The sequence below is a fragment of the Candidatus Hydrogenedentota bacterium genome (genome assembly GCA_019695095.1).
In the GTDB taxonomy this organism is placed as follows: domain Bacteria; phylum Hydrogenedentota; class Hydrogenedentia; order Hydrogenedentales; family SLHB01; genus JAIBAQ01.
Genome location: JAIBAQ010000164.1, coordinates 1 through 13,105, shown reverse-complemented (window position 1 = coordinate 13,105; position 13,105 = coordinate 1). Strand labels below are relative to the sequence as shown.

General features: G+C 56.3%; 12 protein-coding genes. 7 read left to right on the top strand and 5 right to left on the bottom strand.

Features of this window, described 5'->3' with window-relative positions; all coding sequences use genetic code 11:
* On the top strand, positions 1-272 hold a 272-nt coding region (locus tag K1Y02_20385; protein ID MBX7258731.1), incomplete at its 5' end, for an alpha/beta hydrolase.
* Between the two features lie 308 nt (positions 273-580).
* On the opposite strand, the gene K1Y02_20380 is transcribed toward K1Y02_20385, so the two are convergent.
* Complete coding sequence (locus K1Y02_20380; protein MBX7258730.1) at positions 581-1,114, bottom strand: hypothetical protein; 534 nt, start codon at positions 1,112-1,114, stop codon at positions 581-583.
* Positions 1,115-1,878: 764 nt separating this feature from the next.
* Between K1Y02_20380 and K1Y02_20375 the strand changes: the two genes are divergently transcribed.
* The 4 genes from K1Y02_20375 to K1Y02_20360 all read left to right on the top strand — a co-directional run bounded on the left by K1Y02_20375 (position 1,879) and on the right by K1Y02_20360 (position 6,498).
* Entirely contained in the window at positions 1,879-3,663 is a 1,785-nt protein-coding gene (locus K1Y02_20375; protein ID MBX7258729.1) for a YfhO family protein, read from the top strand.
* Between the two features lie 117 nt (positions 3,664-3,780).
* Positions 3,781-4,029 carry a hypothetical protein gene (locus tag K1Y02_20370; protein ID MBX7258728.1) on the top strand — a complete coding sequence of 83 codons (249 nt, stop codon included), beginning with the start codon at positions 3,781-3,783 and terminating at the stop codon, positions 4,027-4,029.
* Positions 4,030-4,047: 18 nt separating this feature from the next.
* Complete coding sequence (locus K1Y02_20365; protein MBX7258727.1) at positions 4,048-4,812, top strand: hypothetical protein; 765 nt, start codon at positions 4,048-4,050, stop codon at positions 4,810-4,812.
* Positions 4,813-4,947: 135 nt separating this feature from the next.
* Complete coding sequence (locus tag K1Y02_20360; protein MBX7258726.1) at positions 4,948-6,498, top strand: hypothetical protein; 1,551 nt, start codon at positions 4,948-4,950, stop codon at positions 6,496-6,498.
* Positions 6,499-6,586: 88 nt separating this feature from the next.
* Here K1Y02_20360 and K1Y02_20355 read toward each other — a convergent pair whose 3' ends face one another.
* Positions 6,587-8,644: a hypothetical protein gene (locus tag K1Y02_20355; protein MBX7258725.1), complete on the bottom strand. Its 2,058-nt coding sequence runs from the start codon at positions 8,642-8,644 to the stop codon at positions 6,587-6,589.
* A gap of 125 nt (positions 8,645-8,769) precedes the next feature.
* The gene (locus K1Y02_20350) at positions 8,770-9,297 is read right to left on the bottom strand and encodes a chemotaxis protein CheW (protein MBX7258724.1); all 528 of its coding nucleotides are present in this window, start codon (positions 9,295-9,297) and stop codon (positions 8,770-8,772) included.
* Between the two features lie 594 nt (positions 9,298-9,891).
* Between K1Y02_20350 and K1Y02_20345 the strand changes: the two genes are divergently transcribed.
* Together K1Y02_20345 and thiL are read left to right on the top strand one after the other, a co-directional pair.
* Positions 9,892-10,776, top strand: coding sequence for an NAD(P)H-hydrate dehydratase (locus K1Y02_20345; protein ID MBX7258723.1), 885 nt, complete (start codon positions 9,892-9,894; stop codon positions 10,774-10,776).
* A 2-nt stretch (positions 10,777-10,778) separates the two neighbouring features.
* Positions 10,779-11,762 carry a thiamine-phosphate kinase gene (gene thiL, locus K1Y02_20340; GenBank protein ID MBX7258722.1) on the top strand — a complete coding sequence of 328 codons (984 nt, stop codon included), beginning with the start codon at positions 10,779-10,781 and terminating at the stop codon, positions 11,760-11,762.
* 25 nt (positions 11,763-11,787) lie between these two features.
* Here the strand turns inward: thiL and K1Y02_20335 are convergent, their stop codons facing one another.
* The gene (locus K1Y02_20335) at positions 11,788-12,342 is read right to left on the bottom strand and encodes a thioredoxin family protein (GenBank protein ID MBX7258721.1); all 555 of its coding nucleotides are present in this window, start codon (positions 12,340-12,342) and stop codon (positions 11,788-11,790) included.
* A gap of 128 nt (positions 12,343-12,470) precedes the next feature.
* Complete coding sequence (locus tag K1Y02_20330) at positions 12,471-12,887, bottom strand: OsmC family protein (protein ID MBX7258720.1); 417 nt, start codon at positions 12,885-12,887, stop codon at positions 12,471-12,473.
* Between the last annotated feature and the right edge of the window lie 218 nt (positions 12,888-13,105).

Here is a 13,105-nt window from a genome sequence, read left to right as displayed (position 1 = left end):
TCTGCGTCCCCGCGCTCGTTATCCAAGGCTACCACGACCCCATCGTCGATCCATCGTCCGGCGAGAGCATCTTCAAACGCATCGGCTCTTCCGACAAAGAACTCACCTTCTTCGACCGCAACCGCCACGGCATCGTCAACGGCGAAGGCGCCCAAGAAGTCTACGACCGCGTTGACCGCTTCCTCATGTGGGCCGAGCAAAAACGCGCCAATGCGACTCCCGCCGAACCCGTTGCGTCATCCGAGTCCCTCCCCCAATCTCAAGCCTCTTGACGCGCAGACCTGACGTAATTGCCCGATGTCAGCCTGTTGTTATGTGTTGATGTTCGTGTCAGGCCACTTCGTCTAGCCGGTCCACAAAAAGGAAGCGGCGACCCAGTCGTTGCAGGATCAAGCCGCCGCACACAGTCAAAGGGTTATGGCAGTTCTTGTACTGCCAGATTGTTTATCATCGCGTCACCGGGAGTTGCACCTCTTATTGTAAGTCCGAGAATTGTTGATGGCGTGATGGCGAAACCCGAGCGCGTGAAGACCTGCTTCCATTCGCATCCGGGGATCCGCCGCCCCAGCCCGTGTCAATATCATGCCCAGACCAACCGTTTGCAGCGTTGTACTGAATGATGCTGTGGTGGATGTGACCCAGGTATCCGGGTTCGAGTAATGCGCTGTGCGCTTCGACCCCCACATATTCCCGCCCCGTTCAGATTCAGGCCGTTTTGAATAGTGAAACCGGCCGGTTTCGATTCGCTGTTGTGATAACCGATCGTGTTCACGAACCGAATGACCGAGCTTTGAGCGCCTCCATCGATAATGTAGTCTTCCGGCGAATTGATGTCCGTCGACAGGATATGCATGTTGTAAGGGACAACAAGACTCTCCGTGTACGTGCCCGGCCTCACCGAGACGGTGTCATTCATCGCCGCGGCATCGATGGCGTCCTGGATCGAAACAAAAGCTGATTCCCACGAAGCCCTCGTCTCGACACCCGACGTGTTGGCGATATCGACATAGAGCGTCGTCGCGCTTGCTAACGGCCCCCAACAGAAGATGCCTGCAAAAGCTAAGAAAACAAAGCTGCGAAAGTACATGGAAATAGCGAGTCTGGCATGCGGCATTAGTGAATCCCCCTATTTTGCCCCCAGCGGATTACATATAACTATATACTACGGACTGCCACAATATGCAAATACTCGTGCGCAATTCTGTAGTGCCTGGCTTTCTCGAATGCAATGGAGACTAGACTATCGCTCTCCTGACGAGACGGCGTTTACGGGTGCGCTCTACACTTCGCACTTGGGTAGTCAGGATCGCGTGCGAAAGTCATGATCGCTGCCCTGTCCATGTGTCGACCCAAAGCCAGGATGTGGTCTGGCTTTCGTATCCTTCGCATGCTATTCTCGCGCACAATATGGAAGTCGCAGACCGTCGAGCACAATGGAGAGCCAGGCTTTCGCCCCTTCTCGCGCCCACCGCGCTTTTGCTGTATACAATTACGCTTTTTGGACATGCTCTCTTCTCGACCTCTGATGTGGTGATGGCCGAACGCGATATCCGTTACTTTGCCTCCACGCGTTCATTCGGCTTCGGGGAGATACTCTCCGGAAATCTCCCCCTCTGGAATCCATACATGTATTCAGGGTACCCCTATTTGGCCAACTTCACTTCGGCGCTTCTGTATCCGCTTAACGTCATCTACTTATTCCTTCCGCTTAGCAGATCGCTTAACATAGAGATGGCAATTCACGTTTGGCTCCTCGGTGTTTTCGCGTACGCGTATGCACGCAACTGGGGCCTGCATCGAATTGCAGCTTGCTCCTCTTCGGTACTCCTTATGTCATCCGGAGTGTGCTGGTCTCATCTTCGTGTCGGTCACTTGTCCATGATCGATTCTTGGGCGTGGGCGCCTCTCTTGTTCCTCTCGATTGACAGGCTGTTCCGCCAGGCTTCTTTGGGTTGGTGCCTGATTGGCATCTTCTCCGCAGCGATGTCGGTGCTCGCTGGTCACCCACAATGCGTATACTTCACCGCGCTCATGGCCGCGATATACTGCGTGGCACTGTGGCCCTTCTTTTCGGTTCGATTACCCCAGATTGGCGCTTTCATTTGCGTGGCGATTGCTCCAGTCTTCTTAAGCGCCGCGCAGCTTCTGCCGGGTATGGCCGTCGCCTCGGAGTGTACACGCACCGGAAATGCTGACTTCTTCTTCTCCTCATCGTTCTCATTTCCCCCCGAGAGCATCATGCGTCTCGTCGCCGACAGATTCTTTGGAAGTGGCTTCGGTCACGGCCAACCCTGGACGGGACGGAGTTTTGAACATGAGACTGCGTGCTTCATTGGAATTACTGCTTTAATGCTCGCCTTGATTGGTTTCATGCAAGGAGAACGGCGGCTACGCTGGACCTCAACAGTCATGATTCTTTTCTCCGGAGTTCTGTCCCTGGGACACTACACCCCCGTTTTTGAGGTTGCCTACCGGTGGATTCCGGGGATTGCTTACTTCCGAATACCTGCACGCCTGGTATTCTACTCGACGCTATTTGCCGCACTGTTGGTTGGCAAAGGCGCGGACGTGATCTTGAAGCCTCCTAATGGCTCCGCGTTTCGGCGGTATGCCCCCGTGGCCTTTTCAGTCCTGCTTATAATTGCATGTGCGGGTATAGGTCTAGCATGCGGATCAACGGTGGATCTCACGAGCCTTGCTCTTCCTATTTGCGTGGGTATCTTACTTGCCATTCTCTTCGTATTCATCAATGGTCGAAGGCCTTGGGTGGCGCGAACGGTGTTACTGCTTGGCGTCGCAGAGCTGTCACTTTACGTTCACACCAACCGGACTCTACTTCCCACTGACTTCTTTGACGACGCAGGACTAGCCCTTTTTGCCTCAGAGCATCTCGGCGACTTTAGGGTTCTTGATAGTCCCGGCTTCACTTCCACCCGTCAAGTCAAGCATCCTATTCCCAATCTGCTTGGTTCCGATCCAATCAAATTAAGCCGTTACATCGAGTTTATGGAGGCCATCGGCTATCCCGAGGACGCCAAGGACGAGGAAGTGCTTCGAAAGCTCAACCGATCACTCGCCAGACTCGCCAGAGGGTCATACTACATACAACACGGTCGGGCCACTCCTGAATTTATCGAACTTGGCGAGCCCTATCCGCGATTCTACTTTGTGCGAGACTACCGTGTCCTTCCCAAACAAGAAGTTCTCCCAGCCTTGACTGATTCTGCATTCGATCCTAGGACCACAGTCCTGCTCGAACGCGAGCCTGTTCCTCTTCCTGTGGTCAATACGCATGCCTCGGAGAACGATGAACTTGCGATTGTGGACAGTTCCACCGATCACTTCACCCTCAAGATTGCTCTTGCCGAACCCGCAATCCTGATCAACACCGATGCCTACAGTGAAGGGTGGAGAGTCGTGCCTGTCCAACCCGGTCCTCAACCAAGCTACGAAGTCATGCCCGCCTTTTACGCACTGCGCGCGATTCCTCTGGCCGCCGGTCATCATGTGATACGTCTTGAGTACAGTCCCCTGGCTTTCCGAGTTGGGGTATGGGTATCTCTTATTTCATGGATACTCTTCTTATTGGCCGTGTTAGCTTGTCTCATTCGATATGTTCGACAATCCGGCAAGCGTTCAGAAAGCTATTCGGTGTGTACTTAATGAGAGTGGCATGCCCGAGTGTATATCGCCGCTTCCCTCTCAAACGGCTTCCTGGGTACCGTTCGTCGCAAACGGTTCGCGCATGCCCCCATCTGCATTGTCTCGGACTTGCTTAGCATGAGTTCTGGGAATTCACGCGATTGTCACGCGCCAAACAAGAGACAGCTCTCCGCATGGGAATTGTTTGTCTTTTCGATAGTGATCGGCACGCTTCAAGTGCTCATCTTCCGCTACCGCTATGGAGTCGATCTTCAAGTCGAGACTATCACGGCATTGTTGCGACAAATGGACCCTTCCTACCTCTCCAGAGACTTCTTCGTCAATTCAACCGATCTGGTGCTCCTCGCATCCGCGTACGCACTCTGAATAAAACCGCACGAAACAATGCTGACTACTGATCGACTTGCTTTTGTTTATGCCCATTTCCGCGTGGCCCACCACCTCGTCGCAAGTACGTTCGCCATGACCGATTACCTTATGCTTGCTTCATTCTTGGTTGCTTGTCTGCTGATCGACGCGGCACGCCTAGTGTCGGCACTCTGCATTCTTGCATGCATTTTGTCTGCATTTCTCCTGGGACATAAGGAAGAGACTGGAGCGCTCATCGTGTATGCATTAGTTGCGGAATGGTTCTACCTGTTGCCCAAAGTGATACTTAGTGCCGCGGCGCCTTTGGCGGGTTGCATCGTTTTGGGCGCGTTACTTATCTTTGCGCGCCACCACCCTTCGACTGTTATTGCCAAGGTGCTGGACAATTATCAGCCGGCAATGGACCTGGCAGCGATCCTGACGAATACTACTTGCTGGGTGAGTATGCTCGGCATAGCGTGGAGCAAGACGCCGTATTCGTCGTGCCTCCCTTTGGGGCGCGGTTCCGGCTCGTATCCAAACGCGCCGTTGTTGTGGACTGCAAGGCTTTTCCGTTCAACGACCGAGCTATTGAGGAGTGGTACAGACGCGTCCAGTTTTGCCATGGCCGGGAGGGAAGTGAAGAGGCGCGTTCCGATGAACTTGAAGCCAACTACGCGCGCATATCCGAGGAGCGGCTTCTGGCCATTCGTGAACGTTACGGCGCCACGAATGCCGTTCGCTTTTCAAGTACTCCATACAGATTGGGAGTTTTATTCACGGCCGGCCGATATAAAATGATAGGCTAGGAAACAGATCTGGTTGAGACTGCCCGATATCGGCGAACACATCTCCAAGAACGCAATTCGAAAAGCACAGGAGGGTAACTGTCCATTGGATTCGACACATCGTCCATCTTTCCGTTTGGGGCCATGTGTGTCGTTTGTTCTTGACCGCACAGCCGTGCCCACAGCGGTCTTGTCCATTCTACTTTCCTGCCTCTACTTCCTGTGGTATGGGCTGCAATTCGCACTCGGGGATATTGCCGAATTGCGGGGCCAGGAGCCGATTATTCTCTCAGGCATCATGAAGATTCTGGCTGGACTTCCCCTATACACGCATCCCAATGACCCTCCGTTCGATATCATTCAATACACACCTTTGCATTATTACCTTGTCGCTTCTGTCGCGCACATTGGGGGAGTAAGCACGGATGGATTGATTACGGTAACCCACTTAGGGCGGATAATGTCCCTGGGGCTCGCATCACTCTACGTTTTCATCCTTTTTCTGATTCTCTTCCGGCAACTGCATGTACGGCTTTTCGTCGCCGCGACTGGAGCAGGACTTGTTTGGGTGTTGCATGCTCCTTGGGACTTTCTTGCGCGCCCTGACATTCTTGTATCGTTCTGCTTTCTACTTGCCGTTGGGCTTGCCGTTCGCGTGTTAGACCGTGCTCCACATGCGGGATTTCTGTCTTTTGCGGGGATAGGTCTTCTTTCCTATGTGGCGTTCATGGCTAAACAGAATGGCGCGCAGATTGCCCTAATCGCTGTACTCTTCCTGATACTGGACCGCCGTTGGAAACTCGCGGCTATCGTGGCACTTGCCGCAGCCCTTCCAGTCCTGTTGACGATTTGGCTCGGCCCCGCATTATTTGGCTCGGCCTATCTTGCGAATGTTGTCGGGGGCCTCAACAATGGTGTCCGTGTCTACCACGCCTTTGTTACCACGTATTCGCCGGTATTTCTGGGCTACAACATGGCCGCCTTGGCAGGTCTTGGCGCGTTCGTCGTTTGGAAGTGGTCGAAATCGGACACTGCCTCGTCTCTTCGATTTCTTGCGTTTGCGGCGGTTGGCACCACTTTATTGGCGGGGCTTGGCGCAACCAAACTCGGATCTGCTACGAACCACTTCAACGATCCGATGACACTCCTCGTGGTGGTTCTAGCAGTCTGGCTTGATAAGACCATGACGAACCGGCCTGAAAACGCAAGCGGGATCCGTCTGGCAATCTGTGTATTCACCATCCTGTTTACGGTTAACACCACCATCGCTTTCCATGAAACCTACAGCCAGCATAAGTGGCCTCGCTTTTCTGGGTACGAGAGGGTGAGGTCCTACCTTCGAGACGAACTCGCCTCCCATCCTGGCGCATACTTCGTCTCTGTCGATGGTACTCTCGCGAATTCGTTTCCCGGCCGCGCGATTCTTCCCCAGTTTTCGCTGGCCGGTCTCATGTATGAGCGCGGTACAGTCGACTTTTCTCAGGCAGAGAAAATGATGCGCGAAGGGAAGGTGCGATGGCTCTTGTTAGGAGACGGTCAGAGTCCTGAGCGTCAGCTTGGCTTCTTGGGAATCGATCCTGGTCCATACACGCGAGTGGGAGCAATGGATGGATTCTCGGTTTGGATCGATTCTCGCTTTGCCGGCGAGTATCAGCCGGCGCCAGTCGCGGAGTTATCGCCCAATTCGCCTACGCGCTAACGCAGGTTCTTCACAAAAGCCGATGGAGCCGGCCCAGCGTGGGGCAAAGCCGGCCCCGGTCGAGTCAACTTCTGCCGTGGTGTCTGGGTCAGAAGTCCTTCAGATCATCGTCGTCCAGAGGGATGACGCTGGAAGGTTGTGCGACGCGCCGTTCGGCGGCTCCGTAGCTGTCTGGGTGACTCGAAGCGCTTCTTGAGGCGGTTAGGGCCTTGTGACGAGCAGAGTCTTCATGACGTCTCGCGATTCCAACGTGATGTGCTGCATTGCGTAAGCTGTGTCCGTTACTTGCACTGTGACCATTGCGATACGCGTGCCCGCCGGCTTCGCCGACCATGACCGTCAGTTCGGCCACGACGCGCGACATTTCTTCGGCTTGAGCGCTGAGTTCTTCGGCGGCGGCGGCGGATTCTTCGGTGTTGGCCGCGCTCTGTTGGGTCACGCTGTCCATTTGGGCGACGGCCTGGCTCACCTGGCCAATTCCCTGGGCTTGCTCGTTGCTGGCGACGGCGATCTCACTCACCAACGAGTTCACCTTCTGTGCCGTGGCTCCAATTTCCTGCAGCGCCTCGCCAACCTCTTGGCTGATCTGCACGCCGTTGCTCGCGTTCTTCACGGATTGCTCGATCATCTCTGCGGTCTTGCGCGCCGCTTCCGCGGAACGCTGGGCAAGGTTACGGACTTCTTCCGCCACGACGGCGAATCCTTTGCCCGCGTCGCCGGCGCGCGCGGCTTCAACGGCGGCGTTCAGCGCGAGTAGGTTGGTCTGAAAAGCAATCTCGTCGATGGTTTTTACAATCTTTGCCGTTTCGTCGGAGCTGCGCTTGATGTCGTCGATTGCCTTGCTCATGCGGGCCATTGCCTGGACACCTTTTTCCGCGCTGGCGTTCGATTCCGCGGCAAGGTGCCGGGCTTGCGACGCGTTGTCGGCATTCTGCTTTGTCATCGACGTCATCTCTTCAAGGGATGCCGAGGTTTCCTCAAGGCTCGACGCCTGTTCCGTTGCGCCTTGGGCCATGCTCTGACTCGATTGCGACACCTGCGCCGCGGCGGCCGAGGTCTGTTCGGAACCCGACTTGAGCGCGGTGATGATTCGGCGTATCGGGCGAACGATGGACATCGTAATTAGTGCTGCGAGGATCACACCGGCAATGGCGGCGCCTGCAAGCCCTACCAGAAGTGTGACGGAGGCCCGCTGCAGAGTCTGCTCCGCGTGTGTCGCGGAATCTTGTGTCGCCTTTGAGCCTTTGTTGGCAATATCCTGAACGGCAACGAGGACCTTGTTGCCAACGACGTTGCGCTTCTCTGTCAGATCCTCGCGCTGGGTCCAAATGTCGTTGAACTTGGCGGTTCCTGCCTGATAATCCGTCGCGCCCTTCCGGAGCGATTCGAGAACGGCGAGTTCGGCTTCTTGCGAGGTGAGCGATTTGATCTCGTCCACGCCGGCAACTACGGAATCGAATCGCTTTACGCTTTCCACAATGGTGTCTGCATTTCGAAGCGCAATGCCTTTCCAGACTCCCATGCGTATCTCGAAGGTCTTGGTAAGCAGGTCGCGCGCGATAGCGACCTTACGTGTTTGCTTTGCAAGCTCATCGATGGCTTCCGCGCCCTGAACTGCACCGGTCTTAATGGCGTTCAGATCGTCCGCAAGCTTTTTGTCCTGTTCTGTCGCGTATTCCTGACACGTCTTCAGAAACGCTTCGCCGGTAGCCGCCATTTCCGTGCGCTGCGCAATGAGCGCCTTCGTCAATTCCTCGGCTTGGTGAACCATATTGTCGTAATTGCTCGCATCAGTCTCCGCGCCGGCCAACGCTGTCGCCATTTCCGCAAGGTTGTACGTAGTGGCATGGTTCTTCGCGGTTGCGAGACTGGCCTTAACGTTATCGAGACCCGTTTTTGCCCCCTCAAGGTACGTCTCAATATCCGTCAGTGCGTATCCGCGCATCTCGAACATGGCGTTCCGAGTAGTGCGCTCAATTTCGCTGGCCGTGAGCATTTGCGGAACATTCTGCTGCGACAATTCCAGTGTCGCACTGCGCACGCGCTGCATGCTGAATGTCGCAATGCATCCCAACAGCAATGCGATAGCTATCAACGATGAGAACCCTAGTATGATTTTCGTTCCAAGCTTCATGCGTTTGAACATGATTTCGACCTCCTCGTGATCCAGCGACCCTACAGACAATGAAGACTCGATATTCGGCGCTGCGCGCAAAACTTCCACCGGGATTCCGCCGCGCAGCGAGCGGTTACCCTATAGGCTTCTTACGGTCAGTTCAGTCTCACCTCGTGAAGTGATTCGGTGGCGAATAGTTCGCGATGTGTCAGCACCCGGTCCGTGTCGAGCAGCATCACAACGCACTCACCAACCTTCGCCATCCCGAAGATAAACTGATGCGAGCCGTGGGCAACGATTTCCGGAGGGGGTTCAACCTGTGAAGAGTGGATGTCGAGGACCTCGTTGACTTCGTCGACAAGAAGACGCAGGGTAGCCTTGCCGCTGTCCCTGACGATCTGAACGACGATGATGCACGTTTTGGCGGTGTCGGGCTTCGGTTGAGCCCCGAACTGTACGCCCAGATCCATGACGGGAATGATTCTGCCCCGCAGATTGACGATGCCTCGCAAGAACTCGGGGGTTCGCGGCACGCGGGTAACTGGCGTGTTGCTGACGATTTCTTGGACAGTCTGGATTTGAAGCCCGTAGACTTCTTCGCCCAGCGAAAACGTCAGATACTTGCTCCTCAGGGGGGATCCCATACAGCCATCGGCTGCGGTATTTTCAAGCACGTGTCCCATCCCGACTTCTCCTCCGCACTGCAACTCCGCCTCTTACAACGCCAAGTCTTTCCCCACTTGGCGTTACATGGCTTTGCCCGAAGTCACCGCGCGGACTTCCGTGGAACGGCACGAGGTTTCCAGGTGTTCTGCGACACACCGTCAGGAACACTCACTTGGCATTCCAACGGATTGCCGCCGACATTGCCCCCAGGGCGGAGCCTGCAACTATCGAAATTATACACCGCAAATCCCGCAAAGTCAAACATGGTTCATTGTTTTAACATAACGTAATTAAGTGAAATGCCGTAAATACTGGATCCTGTGCAGATCCTCCTTCACCTCAACTCCCCACTTGACGCGACGGCCGCTTGAGACTAGGATCCCTACGGAGAATTGCCCCGTTCTTCTGCTGCCGGGTGCAGTCGGAAGCCGCAAGTTCTGTGATTCCATGAGTTAAGGCGGCTTGCGTTACTCACACCCAGGCGGGGTATTCTAAACTTTACCTGGACTGACCGTTTGGGAAGAGTGGGGTAGAAGTGCTTCTGCTGAGCGTTTTAGCACTGCGCCGATTGCGCGCTGTGCTTGTTGCGCTGCCTAGCACGGAACGGAACAATGATGTCGCAACCGATAACGCTGCAGCTTGTGCGCGAGCGCCTGCCTGTCCGCCCCGTGGATGGACATAAGGGCACGTTCGGGCACGTCTTCATTCTGGCGGGGTCGCGGGGTTTCACCGGGGCCGCCAAACTCGCAGCCGAGTCTGCCGGGCGGTCCGGCGTCGGGTTGGTTACGGTAGGAAGTCCGCGTCCGCTGGCCGACGCAATGGCCGTGGCTCTCTATGAGGCCATGAGCCGTCCGTTGCCGGCAACGCCCGAAGAAACGCTTTCATACGACGCGCTGGAACCTGCGCTGGCGTTTGCCGTGGACAAGCAGGCGGTCGTGTTGGGTCCCGGAATCTCGCAACATCCGGAGACTCGCCGGTTCGTGCTGGAGTTTGTCCGGCAATGTCCGACCCCCATGATCGTGGATGCCGATGGATTGAACTGTCTAAGCACGGCGGCCGACACGTTGGCGGAGGCAAAGGCCCCGATTCTCATTACGCCGCATCCCGGCGAGATGGCGCGTTTGATGCAGTGCACCGCCACGGAGGTTCAAGCGGACCGCGAGAACATTGCGAAACGAGCCGCACAACGCTTCGCGTGCGTGGTGGCGCTGAAAGGCCACCGCACCGTTATCGCCGATCCGAATGGCAACGCCCTCGTCAATCCCACGGGTAATGCCGGGCTTGCCTCAGGCGGTACCGGCGATGTGCTCGCGGGACTGCTCGGCGGACTGCTTGCACAAGGCATCTCGCCCTACGACGCGGCGCTGATTGGCGTCTACACGCACGGGCTCGCCGCCGATATCGCCGTGAAATCGACCACGCAACGCGGGCTGATCGCGCGCGACGTGACGCATGCCTTGCCGATGGCGTGGCACTTCCTCGAGCGGGAGGCGTAAGCGTGCGCACTATCGGCGAGATTGGCGAGTTCGGGATGATCGAGCGCCTGGCGCGCGTGCTGCCCTCTTCATCCGGCGTAGTAGAAGGAATTGGCGACGATTGCGCCATCGTCCGCGTATCCGATCGGCTGCTGCTGGTGTCCTGCGATTTGTTCGTCGAAGACGTCCACTTCCGCCGTTCCACGGCGGGGCCGCTTGATATCGGTTGGAAGGCCGCCGCAACGGCCGTCAGCGACATTGCCGCAATGGGCGGCGTGCCGTTGTACGCGGTGGTGTCGCTGGCATGCCCATCCGACACCGGCGTGGTATACCTCGAGCAGATATGCGAAGGGTTGTCGGCTGCCCTGGCGCGCTCGGGCGCGGTCATCGTCGGCGGCGATACAACGCGCTCGCCGGGACCTCTGACCATCGATGTGACGGTGATGGGCGAACCGTCGGGCGGGCGCTGCCTTAAACGAAAAGGCGCGCGCTACGGCGACCTCGTTGTTGTGTCCGGCCCGCTCGGATTATCGGCGGCAGGGTTGCACGCTCTGGAGAAGGGGCACGACGAACCCAAACTGATCGAGGCGCATCTCCGGCCCAAGCCCCGTATCGCCGAGGGACAATGGCTCTGCGGAAAGAACAGCGTGCATGCGATGATCGACATCAGCGACGGACTCGTGCAAGACCTGGGGCACATCGCGAAGGCCAACAACGTGGGGATTGACCTGCGGCGCGAGACGCTCGTGCCCTCTCCTGAGATTAAGGCGTACTGCGAAAACCACGGCCTCGATCCAATGCCGTTCATAACGGCTGGCGGTGAAGACTACGAGCTTGCGTTCACCGTTGATACCGCGCAGGCGGAGGAAGTGCTCGCCTCGTTCGAGCGAGAGTTCGGCTGGAAGCTTAACGTAGTCGGCGAGCTCACCGGACAATGGACCGGCGTGCGCCTCGACGGAGAGGAACTAGCACGCGGAGGATTTGATCACTTCAAGTCCAAGGACTAAGGAATCGCATTGCGCCGCAGCGTTGTCATTTCCACTTGATGTTACAACCGACGCTTGGCCTCTGCTGCCCTGTCACGGGCTTTCCTTCAAGCGTCGCGTCGATGGCAGCGCGCAAATCCCTGCCGGTTACGGGCGTATCGTTTCCCGGACGGCTGTCATCCAATTGACCACGATAGACAAGCTTTTGAGCGGCGTCGAAGAGGAAGAAATCGGGCGTGCACGCGGCGCTGTAGGCACGAGCGACTTCTTGTGATTCGTCATAGAGATACGGAAACGTATACCCCTGCGCCTTGGCTTCCATCGCCATTTTGTCGGGGCTGTCGGCGGGATGCGTCTTCACGTTGTTCGACGAGATCGCCACAATCCCCAAGGGCTTGTCTGCGTAGTCTCTGCCAATCCGCGCAAGTTCTCCCGCGACATGTTTCACGTACGGACAGTGATTGCAGATGAACATGACCAGGAGGGCTTTGTCTTCCTTGAAGTCTTTCAATGAAACAACGCCACCGCTTACCGTGTCCGGCAACGAGAAATCCGGCGCGGGCGTGCCCAGTGGAATCATGGTCGATGGCGTTAACGACATACTTCTCTCCTCCCATGCAAATGAGGGACTGACACAAGCGAGCGTAGCGAGACGTGTCTGTCCTTCGTGTGCAGACCTAGCGATTCCCCTCATGAGAACTCGAACGCAGCGAGACAAGCGCATCCACTTTACGGATATACGAACTTCACATCCAACTCGACATCTGGGTGAAGGCTCTTCTTCACCGGGCACACCTCCGCAGCGCGCTCTAGCTTGGTGCGCTGCGCATCGGTGGCCTGAAGTCCTTCCGGCATGGTCAATGTGATAGTCAGCTTACCCACTCGGCGCGTCGGAACGGACGTCATTTCCTTTATGACATGCACCTTTGCGCCCGTCATATCGACACCCTCGCGCGCCGCGACGATGCCCATCACCGTGAGCATGCACGCCCCCGTCGCTGTTGCAAGCAGATCCGTCGGAGAAAACGATTCGCCCTTACCGCCGTTATCCACCGGCGCTTCCGTTTGCAACGTCTTCCTCGACGGCCCGTGCGTGGCCGTGCAATACAGGTTCCCGTCATACGTGACATCGATTTCAACGGCCATAATTGCGCTCCCCTCGGTTTGGGGCATTGTAACTCAATTGCTGGAAGTTTGGCGTACAAATTGACCAGAACTCCTGACCGTTTGCGCGCGCGCTGGATTCAAATTGTAAGTGCAACAGAGTTTGAAGAGAAGACTTCGTAAGGGGTTCGGTATTTGAGTTTTTTCCTAGGTCGATTGTTGAGTTCCTGGACTAGGGGTTGAAGTTGTTCCTGTGAGAG